Source organism: Glycomyces tritici (genome assembly GCF_030403505.1).
Map to the genome: position 1 here is coordinate 70,158 of NZ_JAUEMJ010000001.1, position 21,603 is coordinate 91,760.

Genomic DNA, 21,603 nt, shown 5'->3' on the forward strand with positions numbered 1-21,603 from the left:
CTGCAACAGTGAAGCCCATGATGAGCGAAGCCGGGCACGATGCGGCATGGATCGCCGCCAACCGCGCGATGTGGGACGAGCGGGTCCCGCTGCATGCCGCCAGCGCCCTGTACGACCAGGAGGGCTTCCGCGCCGGTCGCGACGAGATCCGCGACTTCGAGGCGGCCGAGGTCGGCGACGTGACCGGCAAGCGCCTCCTGCACCTGCAGTGCCACATGGGGCAGGACACGCTCTCGTGGGCGCGCCGCGGCGCCGCGAGCGTGGTGGGGCTGGACTTCTCCGAACCCGCGATCGTGGTCGCGCGCGGCCTGGCGGCCGACATCGGGCTCGCCGACCGCGCGGCGTTCGTCGTCTCGGACGTGTACGAGGCGCCCGCGGCCGTGCCGGACGAGGACTACGACATCGTCTACACCGGTATCGGGGCGCTGTACTGGCTGCCGGACATCGAGCGGTGGGCCGAGACGGCCGCGTCGCTGGTCGCGCCGGGCGGCTTCCTGTACCTGGCCGAGTTCCACCCGTTCCTGAACGTCTTCGGGTGGGAGAGCGTCACGGAGGCCAAGGAGGACTACTTCCGCTCCGAGCCGCTGGTCACGGACGAACCGGGCTCGTACGTCGAGATCGAGGCGGAGACCATCGACAATCTCAGCTATGCGCGGATCCACACGCTCGGCGACATCGTCTCGGCGATCTGCGCCGCAGGGCTCCGCCTCGAGTTCCTGCACGAGCACGGGGTGACGGTGTTCCAGCAGTTCCCCGAGCTCGTGCGGGGCGACGACGGGTACTTCAGGCTGCCGAAAGGGCGGCCGCAGCTGCCCCTGATGTACTCGCTGAAGGCGTCCCGGCCGGTCTAGGGCCTCCTGATGCTCAGGACAGGCCCTAACCTGGGGTGGTGACGCAGTCCTATGTCGAGCACGAGCCCCGGCCCGAACTGGCCGGCGCGGTACGCGCCCTGTGGGTGCAGCGCACGGAGGCGACCGCGTTCGTGCAGCGGAACCTGCCGCACGGCGGGGTCGAGATCCACGTCCCGATCGGCGGCCGGCCCGAGCTGGTCGGACCGCTCACCGGCCCGAACCTCGAGGTCGTCCCGCCGCACACCACTGTCATCGGGGTGCGCTTCCACCCCGGGGCGGCGCCGCCGCTCCCGACGGTCCTGGACGATCTCGTGGACGGCCGGGTGGCGCTCGCGGACGTCTGGGGCGGCGCGGTCGACCGCCTCGGCGAAGCGATGGCGAACGCCGCGGGACCCGACGCGGCGCTCGAAGTCCTGCAGGACCACCTCGTCCTCCGCGGTGCCGACCGGGTCGATCCGCTCGTCCGGGAGGCGGTGCGGCTGCTGATGCCGTGGCGGCCGTTCGCGACCGGGGCCGTCGCCGAGCACCTGGCGATCTCGCCCAGCCAGTTGCGGCGCCGGTGCCTGCACGCGCTCGGGGTCGGCCCGAAGACGCTCCAGCGGACGCTGCGGTTCCAGGGGTTCCTGGCGCTGGCGCAGGCCGACGTCGGCGCCGCCTGGCGCGGGAACGCCGTCCTGGCGGCCGAGGCGGGGTACGCCGACCAGGCGCATCTGAGCCGCGAATGCCTCAGCCTGACCGGGCTCACCCCTCGGGAGCTGGTGGGCAGGTGCGAATGCGGGCACGACCACGCCGCGTCCTACAAGCCGTTCCTCGCGAACCGGACCGTGCCGCTGCACCGGTGAAGATGCTCGATTCGTTCAAGACCGGGCGGTGGGCCGGCCACTAGCCTCGGATCCATGATCGACACCGCACGACTCCGGGCCCGGTTCGAAGGCGAGGTGCTCGACGCCGGCTCGCCCGGCTACGAGGCCGCGCGGCTTCCCGCCGTCCCCGGCTTCGACGACATACGCCCCCAGCTGGTCCTGCGGTGCCGCTCGGTCGCCGACGTCGTGCTCGCCCTCGGCTGCGCGCGGGAGTCCGGTGTGCATATCGTCCCTCGCGGCGGCGGGCACTCCTTCGCGGGGCGGTCGACGACGGACGGGATCGTGCTCGACCTGTCGCACCTGGACGAGATCACTGTGGACGGTGAACTGGCCCGGATCGGGGCGGGCGCCCGGCTGGCGCGGGTGTACGAGGCGCTCCATGGGCACGGGCGGACCCTTCCGGCCGGCTGCGGGCCGACCGTCGGGATCGCGGGCCTCACCCTGGGCGGCGGCTTCGGGCTGCTGGGGCGCAAGTACGGGTTCACCGCCGACAGCCTCGTCGGCGCGCAGGTGGTCCTCGCGGACGGCCGCGTCGTGGACTGCGACCAGGAGCGCGAGCCGGACCTGTTCTGGGCCTTGCGGGGCGCCGGCGGCGGGCAGTTCGGGGTCGTCACCGACCTGGTCTTCGCCACCGTTCCCGAGCCGGTGGCGATGCCGTTCGCGATGCACTGGGCGCGAACCGACGCCGCGGCGGTGATCGCAGCATGGCAGCGCTGGGCCCCGGACGCGCCCGACGACCTCACCGCGAACCTCACCCTCGCCGCCGACCCGGGCGGACCGGGCGAGGTCGTCCTGTTCGGCGCTTCCCTGCTCACCGCAGCCGCGACGAGGGAACTGCTGACCGGGTTCCGGGCCGCCACGGCAGCGGACGCGGACCTCGCGATCGGGGAGGCCAGGCCCTACCACGGCCTCAAAGCCGCGCTCGCCGAACAGGACCCGCACGAGCGGCCCGCGTCGGGCCTGCGGATCCGATCGGAGTGCTTCGCGACGTTGATGCGGCCCCGGACGATCCGGGCCCTGATCGACGCCTTCGCCGAGCATCGGGACGAGCGGCGGCGGCTGACGTTCATGCCGATGGGCGGGGCCTACAACCGGGTGCCCGCGTCCGCGACGGCCTTCGCCCACCGGGGCGAGCGGTACCTGGTCGAGCAGGTCGCCGAGGCGGGCTCGGCGTGGGTGGACGCGTCCTGGGCGATCGCGCACGCCGACGGCTCGGGGCGGGTGTACCCGAACTTCCCCGATCCGGCGCTGGAGGACGGCCCGGCGGCGTACCACGCCGAGAACCTCCCCCGGCTCGCGGCGGTCAAGGCCGCCTACGACCCCGGCCGACTCTTCACGTTCCCGCAATCGATCCCGCTGCGGGCCGATGCAAACCTGAATGGAGCAGAACAATGACCGAAGTGCACCCGTTCCTCTGGTTCGACGACCAGGCCGAAGCGGCCGCGAACCACTACACCTCGATCTTCGACGACGGAAGGATCACCCGCATCAAGAAGAACGGCTCAGCCGGCCCCGGGGAGCCCGGCACCGTGCTCACGGTCGATTTCGAACTGGCCGGACTCAGGTTCACGGCCTTGAACGCCGGGCCGCAGTTCCCGTTCACCGAGGCCGTCTCGATCATGGTCACCGTCGACACGCAGGAGGAACTGGACCGCTACTGGGCCGCGCTCATCGCGGACGGCGGCGAGCCGGGCCCGTGCGGCTGGCTGAAGGACAAGTTCGGCCTGTCGTGGCAGATCTTCCCGAAACTCTGGTGGGAACTGCGCTATGACGGCGAACCGGCGAAGTCCGAGGCGATCATGGCGGCGATGCTCAAGATGGGCAAGATCGAGTCCTCGGTCATCCAAGAGGTGTACGACAACGCCTGAGGCGGTGTTTCCCGCGCTCGGGGAGTGCGGCCCCGCCGGCTCCGATCACGGAGCCGGCGATCCGGTGCCGGGCCGACCGCTCCGAGGTTCCTTTGACACGGCTCCGAGCGCGAGCGGTGGTTCCGCACGCAGTATTCGGCGGACGAACTGCCGGAAAGGGGCACACGGTGAGGACGAAGCAGCAGGAGGCGCCGACCTACGAGGGGCGTCGGTACGCGAAGCAGGACGAGGAGCTGGCCGACCAGGGCCTGCAATTCGACATCGGGACGCTCTTGAGCCGGCGCGGGGTGCTCTTCGCCGGGGCGGGCGTCGCGGTGGCGGGGCTCGCGGCCTGCGGGACCGCGGACACGGAGGCCGACGGCTCGGGTTCGAACGGTTCCGGGGACCTGACCGAGATCCCGGAGGAGACCGCGGGACCGTACCCGGGCGACGGTTCGAACGGCCCGGACGTGCTCGAGGAGAGCGGCATCGTGCGCGGCGACATCCGCTCGAGCTTCGGCACGGGCGGTGCCACCGCCGAGGGGGTGCCGTTGACGCTCCAGTTCACGGTGTACGACATGGCGAACGGGAACGTGCCGTACGAGGGCGTCGCCGTCTACGCGTGGCACTGCACCCGCGAGGGCGAGTACTCGATGTACGGCGAAGGGCTGGAGGGCGAGAACTTCCTGCGCGGCGTGCAGATCGCCGACGCGGACGGCGTCGTGTCCTTCACCTCGGTCTTCCCCGGCTGCTACTCGGGCCGCTGGCCGCACGTCCACTTCGAGGTGTACCCGGACGAGGGGTCGATCACCGACAGCGCCAACTCGATCGCGACCTCGCAGCTGGCGTTCCCCGAGGACGTCTGCGACACGGTGTACGCGGAGGAGGGCTACGAGAGCTCCGTGGAGCACCTGACGCGGATCACCCTGGAGTCGGACGGCGTCTTCAGCGACGACGGCGGCGAGTCCCAGATGGGGAGCGTGTCCGGCGACGTCGCGAACGGCTACACCGTCTCGCTGGCAGTCGGCGTGGAAACCTCGACCGAGGCGGGCGGCGGTGGCGGCGGCGAGCCGCCTGCGGGCGAGAGGCCCTCCGGGGATCCGCCTTCGGGCGAGCCGAACGGGGGCTAGGCGCGAATGGCCGCCCCCGCGACGGGGACGGCCATTTCCGTGCGTCAGTGCAGGACCACGAGTCCGGTCTCGCCGAAGACCGTGGCCGCCAGCGACGGCCGGTTGCCGGACTTGACGAGGAGCTTCGCGCCGACGGCCGCGAGATGCGGTTCGATCCGCTCGGGGTGCGGGTGCACGGCTTCGAGGCTCACCAGCGGCACGACCGGCAGGTTCGCGGCGGGGTGCACCGCCCGGCCCCAGTCGATGAGGAACGGGACCAGTCCGGTCTGGCCGCGTTGGAGGTCGAGCGTGAGCTTCCAGGAGAGCTGCTCGCCGCCGGGGGCCTGGCGCGACATCGCGTGCGGCTCACCCGGGTCGTAGCCGGCCTGGCGGGAGGCCGCGACGGCCGCGTCGATGTCCTCGACGCGCACGGCCCAGGTCGCCACCCGGGCCTCGGTGAGGCCGTCGATCCCGAACGGGCGCGGCCCTTCCGGGTCGCCCTGCTCGGGGTCGGGTCCGATGATCTCGAGATAGCCGCCCTCGCCGAGGCCGAGCAGGAAGTTCCTGGTGCCGCGGCCGGGGTGGACCCCGCCGGGGACCGGTCGGGTCCCGGTGAGGCGCGTGATCTCCGCGACCGTGGCGGCGAGATCGGGCGTGGCGAGAACGAGGTGGTCGAGTGAGGACATAAACCGCAGTTTAGTCACTGTGAGCCACTGGCGTAACGGGTGTCGCAGGTACCGCCTCAGGGGCGCTCCGGATGGGCGAGCATCTGCAGCATGTCGTCCCCGGGCTCGGCGAGGACCTTCTCCGCGGCCGATTCGACCGCTTCCTCGGCGTGCTGCCGGTGGTAGTCCAGGCGGCAGCCGTCGGGACCGTACGCGGGATCGGGCGGGGGCGGCTCGGTCTCGCGGCGCATGAGGTCGCCCATCCCGTGCTCGAGCAGCCCGAACGCGTGCTCGGCGGCGGAAACGGCTGCGTGGTGGACCACCTCGACCGGTTCGCCGGCCAGGACCCGCCGGACGTTGACCTCCACGATGATGTGCTGGGTGTGCAGCACCTGGGAGGCGATCAGTCGCGAGGTGAGCGGCGGGTTCCCTTCCTCGATCAGCGCCTCGGCCAGCAGCACCGCGGACTGCCGGCGGTAGTCCATGGCCCTGATGAGCAGGGACGGTGTGGCGATGATGAGGCGCTGGACCCGAAGGAACACCGGGTCGTCCTTCAACCCCACCTGCGGCGCGCGGCACTCCAGCAGGTGGAAGTAGTGCTCGCGAAGCGCCTCGAGCGGCGTCTGCCCCCTGGCCCGTTCGCGCACGATCCGCGCCGCATCGCCGGTGTGGCGCTTCATGCCGCCGATGACGAGGTCTTCCTTCGTCGGGAAGTAGTTGAACACCGTGGCCTTGGAGACTTCGGCCGCGGCGGCGATCTGGGCGACGGACACGTCCTCGAAGCCGCTCGCCTCGAACAGGTCGAGGGCGGTCTTCCGCAACAGCTCCCAGGTCGCGTTCTTCTTGCGCTCACGCAGTCCCGCCTTGTGCTCCACCCCTTAACTATACCAGATCAAAATCTGAACCGGGAAAAAACTTGTACCCGGTCAAATTCTACTGCTATCCTCGACGACATGACAGGAAAACCACCCGCACCCCCGGCCCCGAAGGCGGCGGACGACGAGGAGGCCTCGCCTGAAGGCTCGGTCGTCCGGCTCCTCGCCGAATACCTGCGACCCCACCGCCGCACCCTCGCCCTCACCGTCGTGCTCCAGATCCTCGGCACCATCGCATCCCTCTACGTGCCGACCCTCAACGCCGACCTCGTGAACCACGGCGTCGCCACCGGCGACACGGCCTACGTCCTGCGCCACGGCGCATTCATGCTCGCCGTCACCGTCGTCCAGATCACCGCGTCCGGCTTCGCCGTCTACTTCGGCGCCCGCACCGCCATGGGCCTCGGCCGCGACCTCCGCGCCGACCTCTTCGCCCAGGTCCAGCGCTTCTCCGCCGCCGAGATGGACCGCTTCGGGGCGCCCTCCCTCATCACACGCGCCACCAACGACATCACGCAGATCGTGACCATGCTCGTCATGGCGCTCACCCTGCTCCTGACCGCGCCCATCGCCGCCTTCGGCGGCCTCGCGCTGGCACTGAGCCTCGACGTGCCCATGACCGGCGTGCTCCTGGCCGCCATCCCCGTGGTCGCCGTCGCCATCGCCTGCATCGTCATCGCGATGGTCCCCGCCAGCCGCGTCATGCAGCGGTGCATCGACGGCATCAACCGCGTCATGCGCGAGCACATCACCGGCATCCGCGTCATCCGCGCCTTCGTGCGCGACGGCCACGAGCAGCAGCGCTTCAGCGAGGCCAACGCCGAGCTCACCGCGGCCTCCCTCCGAGTCGGCCGCGTCCAGGCCTTCTTCGGCGCCACCGCGATGATGTTCGGCAACCTCACCTCGATCGCCATCGTCTGGATCGGCGCCGGCCGCATCGCCGACGGCACCATGCAGATCGGCGACCTCATCGCCTTCCTCACCTACGCCGGCATGATCCTCGGCGCGGTCATGATGTCCATGGGCGTGTTCATGATGGCCCCGCGCGCCAAGGTCGCGGCCGGGCGCATCCGCGAAGTCCTCGACACCGACCCGAGCATCGCCGACCCCGCCGAACCGGTCACCGAACTCGTCGGAATCGGCGAACTCGAACTCGAAGGCGTCACCTTCCGGTACGCCGGAGCCGAAGAGGCCGTCCTCCGCGGCGTCGACCTCGTCGCCCGGCCTGGCCAGACCACCGCCGTCATCGGCTCCACCGGTGCGGGCAAGACCACCCTGCTCCACCTCATCCCCCGCCTCTTCGACGTCGACGCCGGGCACGTGCGCGTCGACGGCGTCGACGTCCGCGAGATGGACCGGGCCCTCATCGCCCGCACCATCGGGCTCGTCCCCCAGCGCGCCTACCTGTTCTCCGGCACCATCGCCTCCAACCTCCGCTACGGCGACCCGGACGCGAGCGACGACGACCTCTGGCGCGCCCTCGAGACCGCTCAGGCCGCCGGCTTCGTGCGCGCCATGCCCGACGGGCTCGACACGGTCATCGGCCAAGGCGGCACCACCGTCTCCGGCGGCCAGCGCCAGCGCCTGGCCATCGCCCGGACCCTGGTGGCGCGCCCCAAGATCTACCTGTTCGACGACTCGTTCTCCGCGCTCGACACCGCCACGGACGCCGCGCTGCGGGCCGCGCTCGCCCGCGACATCGCCGACGCCGCGCAGGTGATCGTGGCCCAGCGGGTCTCGACCATCCGCGACGCCGACCGGATCGTCGTGCTCGACGCCGGACGCGTGGCCGGCACGGGCACCCACGAAGCGCTGCTCGCGGGCAACGCGGTGTACGCCGAGATCGTCAACTCCCAACTCACCCTCCAGGAGGCGCTGTGACCATGATGGGAGCCAGGCCCGGCGCACCGGGCTCGACCAAGGCCGAGGACTTCCGCGGCACCGTCCGCCGCATTCTCGACCTGCTGCGCCGCAATCCGCTGCGGCTCGCCTCGGTCGTCGGGTTCGGCGTCCTCATGGTGGCCGGCATGCTGTCGATCCCCACCGTGCTCGGACGCGCCACCGACCTCGTGATCCAGGGCGCGACCACCGGAAGCGGCCTCGACTTCGCGGGCCTGGCCCGCCTGCTCGGGCTCGCGGTGGCGCTGGCCCTGGCGACCTTCGCCATCACGGTCCTCAACGGCCGCACGATCGCGAAGCTCGCGCAGGAGATGGCGTTCGACCTGCGCGCGGAGGCCGATCGGAAGATCTCGGCGCTCCCGCTGCGGTACTTCGACTCCCGCTCGCGCGGCGAAGTGCTCTCGCGGGTCACCAACGACATCGACAACCTGACCCAGACCGTCGGGCAGGTGACGCAGCGGGTCGTGCAGGGCATGCTGTTCCTCGTCGGCGTGCCGATCATGATGCTCACGATCTCGCCGCTGCTCACCCTCGTGGTGCTGCTGACGATGCCGCTCACGGTGATCGCGGCGCGGGTCATCGGCAAGCGCAGCCAGCCGCGGTTCGCCAAGCAGTGGGCGACGACCGGGAAGCTCAACGGGCACGTGGAGGAGATGATCACCGGCCACCAGCTCGTGACCCTCTTCGGCCGCCAGGCCCAGGGCGCGGCCCGGTTCAAGGAGCACAACGAGGAGCTGTACGAGACCACCGTGCGCGCCCAGTGGGTCGCGGGCCTGCTCGGCCCGGCGATGGGGTTCCTCGGCTCGGTCACGTACGTGCTCGTGGCCGTGGTCGGCGGGCTCCAGGTGGCCGCGGCGGTGCTGACCTTCGGGCAGATCCAGGCGTTCATCCAGTACACCGGCCAGTTCTCGAACCCGCTGAACATGCTCGCGGGCATGTTCGGCCAGATCCAGTCCGCGGTCGCCTCGGGCGAGCGGGTCTTCGAGTTCCTCGACGCCGAGGAGCAGCGCCCCGACCCGGTGGCGGTCGGCGCCGAGCTCGAGACGGTGCACGGGAGGGTCGCCTTCGAGGACGTCTCCTTCCGCTATCTGGAGGACGAGCCGCTCATCGAGCACCTGTGGCTCTCGGCCGAACCGGGCCAGACCGTGGCGATCGTCGGTCCCACCGGCGCGGGGAAGACCACGCTCGTCAACCTGCTCATGCGCTTCTACGACCTCGATGCGGGCCGCATCACCGTCGACGGCGTCGACGTCTCCACGGTCGAGCGCGAGCGGATGCGGCGGCGCATCGGCATGGTCCTGCAGGACACCTGGCTGTTCGACGGCACCATCGCCGAGAACATCGCCTACGGCAAGCCGGAGGCGACCCGGGAGGAAGTGGTGGCGGCCGCCTCGGCGGCGCACGCCGACCACTTCATCCGGACGCTCCCGGACGGCTACGACACGGTGGTCGGCGCCGAGGAGGGCAGCCTGAGCGCAGGTGAGCGCCAGCTGGTGACGATCGCGCGGGCGTTCCTGATCGACCCGTCGATCCTGATCCTCGACGAGGCCACGAGCTCGGTGGACACCCGCACCGAGATGCTCGTCCAGCAGGGCATGGTCGCGCTGCGGCAGGGCCGCACGAGTTTCGTGATCGCCCACCGGCTCTCGACCATCCGCGACGCCGACGTGATCGTGGTGATGGAGCACGGCCACGTGGTCGAGCAGGGCGACCACGACGAGCTCCTCGCCTCCGGCGGCGCTTACGCCCGCCTCTATGAGGCCCAGTTCGCGCAGCCCGCGATCGAGGAGGAGCCGGCCGGCAAGTAGCCGAGCCGGTCGGGGCCCGCGATAACCAGCGAAACCAGGAAGCGAGGCCGGTGGGCCGGGGCGAGAGCCCGGCCCACCGGTCACGTCTCACAGGCTCGACTGCGCGGATCCCCGTACCACCGGGAACCGGATCGGCTCGGCAGCCGCGTTTTCGGGGCGGCCTGGTTCACCGCCCCAAGGCGTTTACGGTGAAGGCATGCGACTCACCAAGTTCGGCCATGCATGCGTCAGGCTCGACACCGACGGCGGTGCCTTCGCGATCGATCCGGGCGTGTTCTCCGATCCCGCGGCCCTCGACGGCGTGGAGGCCGTGTTCATCACCCACCAGCACCCGGACCACTGCAACGACCCGGAACTGCGTCGACTCCTCGAGGACCAGCCCGAGACCAGGATCTACGGTCCCGCATCGCTCACCGAGGTGCTCGGCGGGCTCCCGTTCACCGTGGTCGGCGCAGGTGACGCGATCGCCGTGGCGGGCACCGAGGTCAAGGTCATCGGACGGCATCACGCGGTGATCCACCCCGACCTCCCGGTGGTCCCGAACGTCGGCTACCTCGTCGACGGGGTATTCCATCCGGGCGACGCCCTCACGGTCCCCGGCGAACCCGTCCGGGTCCTGCTCGCGCCGGTCGCCGCACCCTGGATGAAGCTCTCCGAGGCCGTCGACTTCATCCGGGCGGTCGGCGCGCCGGTCGTGCACCCCATCCATGACGCGATCCTCAGCAAGGACGGCATCGTCATCGTCGACCGCGTGCTCACCGACCTCATCGGCGACCCGTTCCAGCGCATCGCCGACGGCGCCGCGGTCACCGTCTGATCCACCGCAATGACCAGCGGGTGCGGCTTTTCAGCCGAAGGCCGTGAAGACGCCGTACGCCGCGCTGATCCCGATCGCCGCCCCGCACACCACCAGCGCCCCGGCGACGACGCCCCAGTCCGACGGGTGCATCCGCTGCTCGCGCGCATGGGTTCGGGGGATCTCCGAGTCGAATCCGCGCGCGTCCATCGCGGCCGCGAGGCGGCCTGCCCGGCGGATCGCCCCGACGAGCAGGGCGAACATGGTCGAGGCGAAGAGCCGTGCGCGCCGGACCGGGTTCCAGCCGCCTTCCAGGCCGCGGGCCCTGCGGGCGCTGGTGATCTGATGCCATTCCGCGCCGAGCAGCGGCAGCAGCCGCAGGGCGGCGAGTGCGCCGATCGTGAACCGGGCCGGGGCGCGGAGCTGCTGGGTGAGGGCGTCCGCGAGGTCGGTCGGGTCGGTGGTCGCGAAGCCGAGGACGCCGGCGGTGGCGGCGACGCAGACGCGCAGGCCGATGGCCGTGCCGCCGAGGAGCGCGCCGGTGCTGATCTCCAAGGGGCCGAAGTCGATCAGGGTGCGGCCGGTCTGCTCTGCGGCGAAGACCGCGTTGACGATGACGACCGCCGCGGCGGCGAACCAGAGCCAGCGCAGCCGGCGGGCGAGTTCGGCGATGCGGATGCCGCTGAACGGGACGACGGCGAGGAGCGCGGTGAGCAGGAGCAGCGGCGTGAGCCAGTCGGAGGCGATGAGCGCGGTGGTCGAGACGGCCGTGACCGCGGCGAGCTTCGCCACCGGGTTGACGCGGGCGATGGGGGCCTGCGCGTCGCAGACGGGCGCGAGGGTGATGGTCATCGGCGGCGCTCCTCGGCGATGCGGCCTTCCCGGAGGACGAGTTCGCGTCCGGCGAGGGCGGCGGCGAAGTCGCGGTCGTGGGTGACGGCGAGGAGGGCGGTGCCTTCGTCGCGGATGTCGGCGGTGAGGTCGACGAGTTCGCCCCAGGTGCGCCGGTCCTGCCCGAATGTGGGTTCGTCGAGGAGGAGCACGCCGGGCGCGGCGGCGAGGGCCCCGGCGACGGAGAGGCGGCGGGCCTCGCCTCCCGAGAGCGTGTGGGGGTTGGCGTCGGCCAAGGGCGCCAGGCGGAGTCGTTCGAGGAGTTCGGTGACGCGGGCTTCGGTGCGGTCCTTCGGCCAGCCGGCTTGGCGGGGCCCGAAGGCGAGTTCGTCCCGGACGCTCGCGGTCACGAACTGGTGCTCGGGGTCCTGGAAGACCGAGCCGACGCGGGTCGCCAGGCGCCGGGCGGCCAGTTTGTGGAGGGGCCGGGGTTCGCCGGGCACGGTGGTGGCGCCGCGGGTGGGTTTCGCGAGCCCGCCCGCCAGGAGCGCCAGTGTGGACTTGCCGGAGCCGTTGGCTCCGGTGACGGCGAGCAGTTCGCCTTGGCGCAGTTCGAAGGCGACCTCGTCGAGGGCGGGCCGGTCGGCGCCGGGGTGCGTGAAGGCGAGGGATTCGCCGCGGAGCGCCACGTCTCCGGCGGCCCGGGCCGGCCGGGTCGGCAGCGGCACGCCGGGGACCCAGACGCCTTGGGCGGCGAGGTGGTCGCCGTGCTCGACGAGGACGGCAGCGGCGGGGCCGTCGGCGAGGAGGGTGCCGCCGGGCCCGAGGGCGATGACGCGGTCGACCAGGTCGAGGATCTCGGCCACCCGGTGCTCGACGACGATCAAGGTCGCCCGGGTGTCGGCCAGCGCGGACCGCAGTGCGTTGCGGACGTCTTGGGCGCCTTCGGGGTCGAGGTTCGCGGTGGGCTCGTCGAGGAGGATGAGGTCGGGGCGGCGGGCCAGGACGCCGGCGAGGGCGAGGCGCTGCTGCTCGCCCCCGGAGAGGGCGTGGGTGGCGCGGTCGACGCCGTAGGGGAAGCCGACTGCTTCGAGGGCTTCGTGGACGCGGGGCCAGATCTGGTCGCGGGGCAGGGCCTGGTTCTCGAGGCCGAAGGCGACGTCGTCGCCGCTGCGGGCCATGACGAGCTGCGTTTCGGGGTCCTGGAAGAGGATGCCGACGCGGCCCTGCTGCTCGGCGGCGGCCTTGCCGTCGATGAGGACGTCGCCGTCCTGCTCGCCGGAGTCCTCGGTGAGGAGTCCGGCGAGCGCGGCGAGCAGGGTGGACTTGCCGGACCCGGAGGGGCCGAGCAGGAGGACCCGCTCGCCGGGTTCGACGCGGAGGTCGACTCCCGCGACCGCCTGGGCGCGGCGGCCGGCGTGGCGCCAGGCGAAGCCGCGGAATTCGACCGGGATCATGGCGGGGTCAGATCCGCTGGCGTTCGCGGCCGGCGGGGAAGCGGTCGAGGACGCCGGTGGGGAGCATGGCCTTGACGAGGGCCTTGGAGCCGAGTCCGGCGACGACGGCGCTGGAGGCGGCGGCGATGGCGACGTACGGGACCTTGAAGGCCCAGAGGTCGGCGGTGGGGTACCAGTAGAAGACGTCCCACAGGGTCCCGGCGATGCCGGCGAGCGCGCCGGCGGCGAGGGCGGTGTACTTGCCGAAGTGGCGGTAGCGGCCCGCGGCGAAGGGCAGTTCGCCGCCGAGGCCTTGGAGCAGGCCCTGGTAGATGACGGTCATGCCGTAGGGGGAGCCGAGGAGCAGCGACATGAGGGCGGCGAGTCCTTCGGTGAAGACGCCGGCGCCGGCTTTGCGCACGATGAGGGGCGCGAGGACGGCCGGGATGAGCCAGAGCCCGTAGATCACGGCGGAGAGCGGCGGGTAGAACGACAGGGCCGGGCTGAGGACGGCCCAGACGAAGTTCCAGGCCCAGAAGACGACGCTGAAGGCGACGGCGAGGACGGCGCAGGTGAGGATGTCGACTGTGCGCCAGCGGCCGGGGGCGGCGAGGGCGGGGCTGTCGGGCATGGGCATGCCTTTCACGAAATTCATGGACACGACGCGACAGCGGTCGACGAACGACTTCCTCCGCCGGTATTACCCGGATCAGGTGTGAGGGTCTGCGGTCGGTTCCGCACTCTCAGCCAATCGGCTCCCCTGTCGCTTCCGACGTTAACACCAGGCGACGATTCGTGACCCGAGGCGATCCCGACAGGTGGCGCCGGACGCTCGGCGTGCACGCCCGATCGCGGGGGCGGGGCATCGGCCGGGCTGGGTACATTGCCGTGATGACGACTGAACGGGATTGGGAGCGGGTGCGGCGGGTGGTGGCGGCGCTGCCGGAGGGCACCTGGACCTCGTACGGGGACCTCGCGGAGCTGATCGGCACGGGCCCGCGCCAGGTCGGGGCGTACATGCGGGACGGTGATGTCCCGCAGGCGTACCGGGTCCTCACGGCGGGCGGCACGGTCTCGGAGGGCTTCCGCTGGGCGGACGGCCGGACCGGCCGCGATGTGCCCGACCTCCTGCGTGCGGACGGCGTGACGGTGAGCGCGAAGGGCCGCGCCGACCGCGCCCAGCGCATGTCGGTCTACGACCTCAAGCTCCTCGCGGCCGAACTCGACGAGGACGATCCGACACCGGACGACGAAGACGACTGGGAATAATCCGCCGTATCGTGATATTTCCGGCTTTAAGGACCCGGCCTCGGCGAGGCCTGCGAGCGCAATCGGCGAGGTTCAAAAGGATGCGCCGGGTAGGGCATCGATCCTTCGAACACGATACGAGCGATCCTCCATGCGCTCGCCCGTCAGTGCAGCGCCGCGTCGGGTTCCGTGAGCCGCCACGAGGTGAAAGCGACGCTGAGGCCGGCGCGGCTCGGCGCGCAGCAGTAGGGTCCCGCCTGGGCCGCGGCGGCGGGGTCGAGCGGGGCGAGGCGCACGAGCCGCCAGGGCTCCTCCTCGACGCGGGCGCGGATGATGACGGCGTCCTCGAAGCGGCCGGCCCGGATGGTGACCTCGCGCCCGGCCCAGTCCGGGACCGGCGCAACGGACCAGTCGGACTTCCCGGCGGTGACCACGGCGCCCACTTGCGGCGCGCCGTCGGCGAACTCGACCCCGGCCTTGATCCAGTGCTCCGCGTCGACGCGGATCATCAGACCGGCCTGGTCGAACTGCGCCTCGAACGCGGCGATGAAGCTCACCTCGACCGCGCTGCCGCGGTCCCAGTCGTCCAGGAGCGCGTGCTCGTCCTCGTGGACGAACCCGTACCCGGTGTGCCGCCACGCGTCGCTGCCCTCGGCCGCGGTGACCAGCAGCCGGCCGTCGTCGGACTCCTTCGCCGCGACCGGCAGCGTCGTCCATGCGCCGCACTTCCATGCCAGTTCCCGGCCCGCAAGCGTCGCCGAGGCCGGGTTGTCGTTCGGTGCCACATCGTCCATCGCTCCGAGCCTACTGTCGTCACGGGCCGTCACACCAGTGCGGTACAACGGTCCCTATGGCAGGAACAGCGACGCTCAGAGACGAAGCCGAGACACTGCTGCGCGCCCTCGCGGGCGAGCACGCGCGGCTCCGCGAAGACCAATGGCGGGCGATCGAGGCGCTCTGCGACAAGGAACCGGACGACAGCGGCCGCCGCGTACTCCTGGTGCAGCGCACCGGGTTCGGCAAGTCGGCGGTCTACTTCACGGCCACCTCGCTCCTGCGCCGCCGCGGCGCGGGCCCCACGGTGATCGTCTCGCCCCTGCTCGCGCTCATGCGCAACCAGATCGAGGCCGCCGAGCGGGCCGGGGTGCGCGCCCGCACCATCAACTCGGCCAACCCCGAGGACTGGGACGCGATCGCCGAGGCCATCGCCGAGGACACGGTTGACGTGCTGCTCATCAGCCCCGAACGGCTCAACAACCCCGCGTTCCGCGACTACCAGCTGCCCAAGCTGGCCGCCGGGTGCGGCATGCTCGTCGTCGACGAGGCCCACTGCATCTCCGACTGGGGCCACGACTTCCGGCCCGACTACCGGCGCATCGCCACCTTCATCGAGGACCTGCCCGACAGCGTCCCGGTCCTGGCGACCACCGCCACCGCGAACGCCCGCGTCTCCGACGACATCGCCGAGCAGCTGGACAAGAAGGACGCCGCCACGCTGGTCCTGCGAGGCAGCCTCGACCGCGAGTCCCTGCGCCTCTCCGTAGTGGACATGCCCGACAACGCCCACCGCCTCGCCTGGCTCGACGAGCAGCTCCCCCGCATGGACGGCTCCGGCATCGTCTACACCCTCACCGTGGCCGCCGCCGAGGAGGTCAGCGACTACCTCGCCTCGCGCGGCCACGCCGTCGGCTCCTACACCGGCCGCACCGACAACGCCGAACGCCTTGAGCGCGAGGAAGAACTGCTCGGCAACCGCATCAAGGCGCTCGTCGCCACCAGCGCCCTCGGCATGGGCTTCGACAAGCCCGACCTGGGCTTCGTCGTCCACTTGGGAGCGCCGTCCTCCCCCGTCGCGTACTACCAGCAGATCGGCCGCGCCGGCCGCGCCCGCGAACGCGCCGAGGTGGTGCTCCTGCCCGGCAGCGAGGACCGGGCGATCTGGGACTACTTCGGGTCGCTCTCGTTCCCGGCCGAAGACGCGGTGCGCCGCACCCTCGAGGTGCTCGCCGCCGAAGGCCGCGCCCTCTCGACCGCCGCCCTGGAGACCCGGGTCGACCTGCGCCGCACCAGGCTCGAGATGATGCTCAAGGTGCTCGATGTGGACGGCGCGGTGCGCCGCGTGAAGGGCGGCTGGGAGGCCACCGGGCAGCCGTGGGTCTACGACGCCGACCGGTACGCGAAGGTCGCCGCGGCCCGCACCCACGAGCAGCGGCGGATGCTCGCCTACGAGGCCACGACCGAATGCCGGCTCGAGTTCCTGCGCAAGGAGCTCGACGACGCCGAGGCCGCGCCGTGCGGGCGCTGCGACAACTGCACCGGCACCCGCACCGAAGCGGGCGTTTCGGCAGAGGCGGCCGCGGGCGCGGCGGCAGCGCTGTCGAAGCCGGGCGTGCCGTTCGACCCCAAGCGCATGTGGCCCACCGGGTTGCAGGCCATCGGGATCGACCTGAAGGGCAAGATCCCGGTCGAGTCGGGCGCCGAGCCGGGCCGGGCGCTGGCGCGCCTGTCGGACATCGGCTGGGGCGGCCCGCTGCGCGAACTGCTCGCCGACGGCGCCGACCGGGAGGTCCCGGAGGACGTGTTCAAGGCGGTGGTGCAGGTCCTGGCGTCCTGGGACTGGGCGCAGCGGCCCGCCGCGGTGGTCTCGATGGGGTCGCTCTCGCGCCCGAGGCTGGTCGACGGCCTGGCCGGGCGCCTCGCGCAGCTCGGCCGCATGGAGTATCTCGGCGCTCTCGGCCGCGCGGGCGGCACCGGTGGCGGGGCGCACCGCGCCAACAGCGCCCAGCGCCTCCAGCAGGTCCTGCACGCGTTCACCGTGGACTTCCCGGTGCCCGCTTCGAGCGTGCTCCTGGTGGACGACGTGCGCGACAGCGGCTGGTCGATGACCGTGGCCGCCATGCGGTTGCGCGAGGCCGGGGCGACGGCCGTGTACCCGCTCGCGCTCGCCTTGCAGGCCTGACGCGCAGGGCGGCCTGGTACTTGGAGCGTGTCTCAGTCGGCGAGTTTCTTGCAGCAGGCGACGGCTGCCGCGAGGGCGAGGAACGCGGCGGCATCCGCACACGATCGACACCACACTCGGTGCACACCAGGCGATGTCGGTGCTTGGCACCCCAAAAGAGCGTCTCGACGCCCTTGGTGAAAGGTAGGGGCATGTCTGCCTACGAACCGATGTCCTTCCACCTGGAGACCGAACGGCTGATCCTGCAGCCGTGGGCCGAGACGGACGCGGAGGCGCTATGCGCCTTGCACGCTGAGCGCGGCGATGGGAATCTGACGGTCGAAGAAGCCCGGGAGCTCATCGCGAACGGTCTCGCGTCCGCGGCGAGCTCCGGGATCGCCTTGCTGCCCATACGCCGCCGCGTCGAGAACGATTTCATCGGCTACTGCGGTCTGCTGGTCGGCCGCGCCACGATCGAAGAGCCCGAGATCGCCTATGAACTGTTCCAGCGCGTCCACGGCAACGGCTACGCGACCGAAGCCGCCCGCGCAGTCCTCGACGCCGCGATCGCGACCGGCAGGAGGCGACTGTGGTCGACCGTCCGCACCTGGAACACGGCATCGTTCCGGGTCCTCGACAAGCTCGACTTCGAGCGGGACCACACCACCACCGACGATCGTGGCGACATCGTCTGGCTCACGCGAGCACTGCCCTGACACTCCGGCTCCCGCGAGGTTCTCCCGCTCACCTTCGACACCAACTGGGACAAGCTCTCAGGCGCGCAAAGGGCCCGGCGGCGATGCCGCCGGGCCCTGCTCCGTCTCGAAGCCGACGGCTCGCGTCAGGCGATCGCGCGGGACAGCGCCGGGTAGTAGCCGTTGAGGTGGCCCATCTCGTTCGGGTGGTAGGACTCGGCCGGCGGGTAGGTCAGGCCGTTCAGGTAGGCGACGTCGTCGCAGATCGCGTGTCCGGCGAACGCGTCGCGCACGTCCACATAGGTGAAGCCGTGCTCTTCGGCCTTGCCCTGGAGGACCTCGGCGAGCCGGTCGGCCGCTTGGTTCATGCGCACCTGCTCGGCGACGTTCGGCTGCTTCAGTGCGCCGCAGGTGCGCTCGCCGTTGAACAGGCGCGGGTAGCCGAGCACGTAGACGGCGGCGTTGGGTGCGCGGTTCGTGATCGCCCCGTACGCGCCGTCGAGGAGTCCGGGCAGATGCTCCTCGACGAGGGTTTCGGAGGCCTCGATCTCGTCCATGCAGTCGGTGAGGGGCGTGATGCAGGCGGTGACGGCCTCTGCCCAGCCGATGTCGTTGCCGCCGATGGTGACCGTGACGAGGTCGGTCTCGGCGTCGAGCGAGCCGAGCTGCTTGGAGAGGAGGTCGCTGGTGGTCGCGCCCGAGCAGGCCGCGAAGGCCAGTTCGGCGCCGAGTCCGTTCGCGAGGAGCTGCGGGTAGGCCCGGTTCGAACGCAGGCACGTCTCGTCGAAGTAGTCGCCGGTACCGGTCCCTGAAGAGTACGAGTCCCCGAGTGCCGCATACCGTGTCGGGTCGACCTCGACCTCGGCCCGGGCCGCGGCGGCGGGGAGGACGGCGAGCGCGGCGGCGGCGAGGGCCGCGGCCGCGAGGCGGGCAGGGATCATGCGGACTCCGTTCCGATCGGGTTCGGGAAGGACGTTAATGCCCGTACGGCCGCAATCTCGGCGGAAACCCCTACAAATGGCGAAAACTATCAGAGAACCGACGCGGCAGCGCTGTTGCGCAGCGGGAAGTCGGCGCGGCGCCTTCTGCCGGATGGGGCGTCCGCGCCACACTCCTCCCCTACGCTGGAGCCATGGGTGCATCGACGTCGCCGCGCCGCCAGACCATGTCCGATCAGGCCCTGATCGAGGGCACCGGCGCGGACTGGAAGACCTGGCTGGCGCTTCTCGACGAGCGCGATGCGGCAGCGCTCGACCACACCGCGATCGCGCGGATGCTGGTGCAGGAGTTCGAGGTCGACGGCTGGTGGGCGCAGTCCATCACCGTCGGCTACGAGCAGGAGCGGGGCATGCGCGAGCCGGGGCAGCGGCCCGACGGCACGTTCAGCGCCAACGCGTCCAAGACCGTGCCCGGCTCGATCACCGACGTCTTCGAGCAGCTCGCCGACCCGGCCGCGCAGGCCGGGTGGCTCGGCGACATCGAGCTGACCCAGCGCAGCGCGTCGCCGCCGAAATCGGTGCGGTTCGACGCGTCGGACGGCACGCTCGTCCTCGCGAACCTCACCGCCAAGGGCGACGCCAAGACGGCCGTGCAGGTCGAGATCGCCAAGCTCGGCTCGGCCGAGGCGCTCGCCGCCGCGAAGGTGGACTGGAAGGCCCGCCTCGAACGGCTCGCGGAGCGCCTGGCCTAGGGCCCGTCCGGTCCATCAGGGCGAAGACGACCGCGCCGGTTCAGGGGACGGGCCTAGGCCTTCGCCGCCGGGGCGGCGGCGTCGGTCGCCTCGACCGGCGGCTTCGGGGCGTCGTTCGACTGCTTGCGGCCCCTGGAGCGCGAGATCGCCACGCCGACGAGCGCCAGCGCGCCGCCCGCGAGGGTGAGCCAGGTCGGGATCTCGTCGAGGAGGATCCAGGAGAGGCCGACCACGATCGCCGGCACCACGTAGGTGGTCGCGCCGAGCTTCCCGGCGGTGGTGAAGCGGAGGGCGTAGCCCCAGGTGAGGAAGGCCAGGGCGGTCGGGAACAGGCCGAGGTAGAGCACGTGGAGGGTCGCCGAGCTCGGGGCGGCCTCCAGTTCGCTGAACAGGAGCGGGGCGAACGGCAGGCAGAGCACCGCGGCGATGGCGTTGCCGAAGGCGGTGAACTGGAGCGAGGTGCAGTGCTTCAGGGTCGGCTTCTGGACGACGACGCTGATGGCGTAGGTGATGGCCGAGACCAGGCAGAGCAGGACGCCGAGGACCGAGGCGGCGCCGTCGCGGGACATCGAGAGGCTCACGACCGCGACGCCGGCGAAGGAGACGGCCATGCCGATGAACAGGCGGGGCGGGAAGCCCTCTTTGAGGAGCCAGCCGCCGAGGAGGGCGATGAGGATGGGCCCGATGTTGACGATGAGGGCGGCGGTGCCGGCGTCGACGAGCTGCTCGCTCCAGTTGAGGGCGACCATGTAGAGGCCGAACCAGAGGATGCCGGCGGTGAGGATGCCGGGCCAGGCGGCGCGTTTGGGGAGGCCTTCGCGGCGGACGGCCCAGACGGCCAGGAGGACGACGGCGGCGACGCCGGCCCGGCCGAGGGTCAGCGGGCCGGGGTCGAGGTGGCGGCCGGCGTCGCGGATGGACACGAACGCCGAGGCCCAGCACAGGACGGTGATGCCGATGGCGATGGCGGCACGGGGATTGAACTTCTCGCTCACGGGCAGTGGCTCCTCACGGTGGGGCGGGCGGAGCGCCTTGGGTGGGCGGGCGGCTCCGGCCTGGGGCGCTGGTGGCACCGTGGCCAAACCTAGCATCGGGGGTACGTATCCGGTTATCCGTTATTCGACTGTGTTTCCGGATGCGCTGCCGACTGAGTCTCCGGGTGTTCCGGGCGGCTGGATTTTTCGGACTCGTCGTGCGGGGAACCCGATCCGGGTGGGCGGCGTCGAAGGGACATGATGGGACACAAGAGTATGCAACGGTTGATCCCGCTCGCGGCACTCCTGGTGCTGGCGGCGTGCGGGCAGGGCGCGAACGAGGCGGGCTCGGACGGGGCCGGTTCGGCCGCGGACAGCTCGCAGTCCGGCGATGCGCAGTCGGAGGAGCCGACGGTGCCGTCCGACGAGGTGGTCTACCAGGGGGCGCTGACGGTGCTCCAGGGGGTCGAGCGCGACGCGGCGGAGCTGTGCGGCGCGGTGGCGGAGTCGTATCCGCCGCAGTGCGGCGGCCTGCCGGTGACGGGCTGGGACTGGGGCGCGGTCGAGCACGAGAAGGCCCAAGGGGTCCGGTGGGGCTCGTACCTGGTGACGGGGACGTTCGACGGGAAGTCGTTCGTGCTCACGGAGGACCCGGTGCCGACCTCGGAGATCGACATGGCCGACTACCCGGAACTCCAGTACGAGGAGCCGGAGATCGGCGACCCGGCTGAGGACCTGAGCGCGGTCGAGCTGCAGGCGATCGCGGATGAGATCACCGCGGAGTTCCCGCGGTACGTCTACGGCGGCTGGGCCGACGAGCAGAACGGCGTCGCACTGATCGACGCGCTGCTGGTGACCCCGGAGCTGGAGGCGTATGCGGCGGAGCACTATCCGGCCGACACGGTGGCGTTCTCGTCGATGCTGAAGCCGGTGGAATAGCACCTTCGAACAGTGAAGTATCGCGGTTTGCAGTGATACTTGCGCCCTTTGGGACCTCCGCTCTCCGCGAAGCCTCAGAGCCGTAGATGAGTGGAGGAGACCCGGGAGTTCGACATCTACGTTCACTCTTAGAACATGA

Annotated in this window: 21 protein-coding genes and 1 riboswitch; of the genes, 13 read left to right on the forward strand and 8 right to left on the reverse strand. The window is 71.4% G+C overall.

The genetic code is table 11. From position 1 onward, the window contains the following. The first annotated feature begins 20 nt into the window (after positions 1-20). The 5 genes from QWI33_RS00305 to QWI33_RS00325 all read left to right on the forward strand — a co-directional run bounded on the left by QWI33_RS00305 (position 21) and on the right by QWI33_RS00325 (position 4,691). Complete coding sequence (locus QWI33_RS00305; RefSeq protein WP_435367550.1) at positions 21-851, forward strand: class I SAM-dependent methyltransferase; 831 nt, start codon at positions 21-23, stop codon at positions 849-851. Positions 852-889: 38 nt separating this feature from the next. Continuing rightward, on the forward strand, positions 890-1,693 hold the full coding sequence (locus QWI33_RS00310; RefSeq protein WP_289953749.1) for a DUF6597 domain-containing transcriptional factor: 804 nt from the start codon (positions 890-892) through the stop codon (positions 1,691-1,693). 54 nt (positions 1,694-1,747) lie between these two features. Continuing rightward, on the forward strand, positions 1,748-3,109 hold the full coding sequence (locus QWI33_RS00315; RefSeq protein ID WP_289953751.1) for an FAD-binding oxidoreductase: 1,362 nt from the start codon (positions 1,748-1,750) through the stop codon (positions 3,107-3,109). After that, positions 3,106-3,582, forward strand: a complete 477-nt coding sequence (locus QWI33_RS00320; protein WP_289953754.1) for a VOC family protein — start codon at positions 3,106-3,108, stop codon at positions 3,580-3,582. The genes QWI33_RS00315 and QWI33_RS00320 overlap by 4 nt, the downstream gene beginning before the upstream one ends. 167 nt (positions 3,583-3,749) lie before the next feature. Beyond that, a complete protein-coding gene (locus QWI33_RS00325; RefSeq protein WP_289953756.1) occupies positions 3,750-4,691 on the forward strand; it encodes an intradiol ring-cleavage dioxygenase in 942 nt (313 codons plus the stop codon). A 44-nt stretch (positions 4,692-4,735) separates the two neighbouring features. On the opposite strand, the gene QWI33_RS00330 is transcribed toward QWI33_RS00325, so the two are convergent. Together QWI33_RS00330 and QWI33_RS00335 are read right to left on the reverse strand one after the other, a co-directional pair. Further along, positions 4,736-5,356: a VOC family protein gene (locus QWI33_RS00330; RefSeq protein WP_289953758.1), complete on the reverse strand. Its 621-nt coding sequence runs from the start codon at positions 5,354-5,356 to the stop codon at positions 4,736-4,738. Between the two features lie 56 nt (positions 5,357-5,412). Beyond that, entirely contained in the window at positions 5,413-6,210 is a 798-nt protein-coding gene (locus tag QWI33_RS00335; protein WP_289953760.1) for a TetR/AcrR family transcriptional regulator, read from the reverse strand. A gap of 78 nt (positions 6,211-6,288) precedes the next feature. Here QWI33_RS00335 and QWI33_RS00340 point away from each other — a divergent pair, with 78 nt between their 5' ends. The 3 genes from QWI33_RS00340 (at position 6,289) to QWI33_RS00350 (ending at position 10,734) form a co-directional block, all read left to right on the forward strand. Continuing rightward, entirely contained in the window at positions 6,289-8,091 is a 1,803-nt protein-coding gene (locus QWI33_RS00340; RefSeq protein WP_289953762.1) for an ABC transporter ATP-binding protein, read from the forward strand. Between the two features lie 2 nt (positions 8,092-8,093). Continuing rightward, positions 8,094-9,917, forward strand: a complete 1,824-nt coding sequence (locus QWI33_RS00345) for an ABC transporter ATP-binding protein (protein ID WP_289955622.1) — start codon at positions 8,094-8,096, stop codon at positions 9,915-9,917. Between the two features lie 196 nt (positions 9,918-10,113). Then, positions 10,114-10,734 (forward strand): MBL fold metallo-hydrolase, encoded by a 621-nt coding sequence (locus QWI33_RS00350; RefSeq protein WP_289953764.1) that lies wholly within the window; start codon positions 10,114-10,116, stop codon positions 10,732-10,734. 30 nt (positions 10,735-10,764) lie between these two features. On the opposite strand, the gene QWI33_RS00355 is transcribed toward QWI33_RS00350, so the two are convergent. The 3 genes from QWI33_RS00355 to QWI33_RS00365 are packed head-to-tail and all read right to left on the reverse strand — an operon-like array spanning position 10,765 to position 13,611. Then, entirely contained in the window at positions 10,765-11,565 is an 801-nt protein-coding gene (locus QWI33_RS00355; protein ID WP_289953765.1) for an energy-coupling factor transporter transmembrane component T family protein, read from the reverse strand. After that, entirely contained in the window at positions 11,562-13,001 is a 1,440-nt protein-coding gene (locus QWI33_RS00360) for an ABC transporter ATP-binding protein (protein ID WP_289953767.1), read from the reverse strand. The genes QWI33_RS00355 and QWI33_RS00360 overlap by 4 nt, the downstream gene beginning before the upstream one ends. 7 nt (positions 13,002-13,008) lie before the next feature. Then, positions 13,009-13,611, reverse strand: coding sequence for an ECF transporter S component (locus tag QWI33_RS00365; RefSeq protein ID WP_289953768.1), 603 nt, complete (start codon positions 13,609-13,611; stop codon positions 13,009-13,011). Positions 13,612-13,649: 38 nt separating this feature from the next. Then, positions 13,650-13,752, reverse strand: a riboswitch (TPP riboswitch). A 119-nt stretch (positions 13,753-13,871) separates the two neighbouring features. On the opposite strand from QWI33_RS00365, the gene QWI33_RS00370 reads away from it, so the two are divergent. Continuing rightward, complete coding sequence (locus QWI33_RS00370; RefSeq protein WP_289953769.1) at positions 13,872-14,249, forward strand: MGMT family protein; 378 nt, start codon at positions 13,872-13,874, stop codon at positions 14,247-14,249. Between the two features lie 143 nt (positions 14,250-14,392). Here the strand turns inward: QWI33_RS00370 and QWI33_RS00375 are convergent, their stop codons facing one another. After that, the gene (locus QWI33_RS00375; protein ID WP_289953771.1) at positions 14,393-15,022 is read right to left on the reverse strand and encodes a DUF1349 domain-containing protein; all 630 of its coding nucleotides are present in this window, start codon (positions 15,020-15,022) and stop codon (positions 14,393-14,395) included. Positions 15,023-15,078: 56 nt separating this feature from the next. On the opposite strand from QWI33_RS00375, the gene QWI33_RS00380 reads away from it, so the two are divergent. Further along, on the forward strand, positions 15,079-17,187 hold the full coding sequence (locus QWI33_RS00380; protein WP_289953773.1) for a RecQ family ATP-dependent DNA helicase: 2,109 nt from the start codon (positions 15,079-15,081) through the stop codon (positions 17,185-17,187). 191 nt (positions 17,188-17,378) lie between these two features. Then, positions 17,379-17,882, forward strand: coding sequence for a GNAT family N-acetyltransferase (locus tag QWI33_RS00385; protein ID WP_289953776.1), 504 nt, complete (start codon positions 17,379-17,381; stop codon positions 17,880-17,882). 125 nt (positions 17,883-18,007) lie between these two features. Here the strand turns inward: QWI33_RS00385 and QWI33_RS00390 are convergent, their stop codons facing one another. Next, on the reverse strand, positions 18,008-18,802 hold the full coding sequence (locus QWI33_RS00390) for an SGNH/GDSL hydrolase family protein (RefSeq protein ID WP_289953777.1): 795 nt from the start codon (positions 18,800-18,802) through the stop codon (positions 18,008-18,010). A gap of 191 nt (positions 18,803-18,993) precedes the next feature. On the opposite strand from QWI33_RS00390, the gene QWI33_RS00395 reads away from it, so the two are divergent. After that, a complete protein-coding gene (locus QWI33_RS00395; protein WP_289953780.1) occupies positions 18,994-19,551 on the forward strand; it encodes a hypothetical protein in 558 nt (185 codons plus the stop codon). Between the two features lie 53 nt (positions 19,552-19,604). Here QWI33_RS00395 and QWI33_RS00400 read toward each other — a convergent pair whose 3' ends face one another. Beyond that, positions 19,605-20,546, reverse strand: a complete 942-nt coding sequence (locus QWI33_RS00400) for a DMT family transporter (RefSeq protein ID WP_289953782.1) — start codon at positions 20,544-20,546, stop codon at positions 19,605-19,607. A gap of 255 nt (positions 20,547-20,801) precedes the next feature. On the opposite strand from QWI33_RS00400, the gene QWI33_RS00405 reads away from it, so the two are divergent. Continuing rightward, positions 20,802-21,464, forward strand: a complete 663-nt coding sequence (locus QWI33_RS00405) for a hypothetical protein (protein WP_289953784.1) — start codon at positions 20,802-20,804, stop codon at positions 21,462-21,464. The last annotated feature ends 139 nt before the right edge of the window (positions 21,465-21,603 follow it).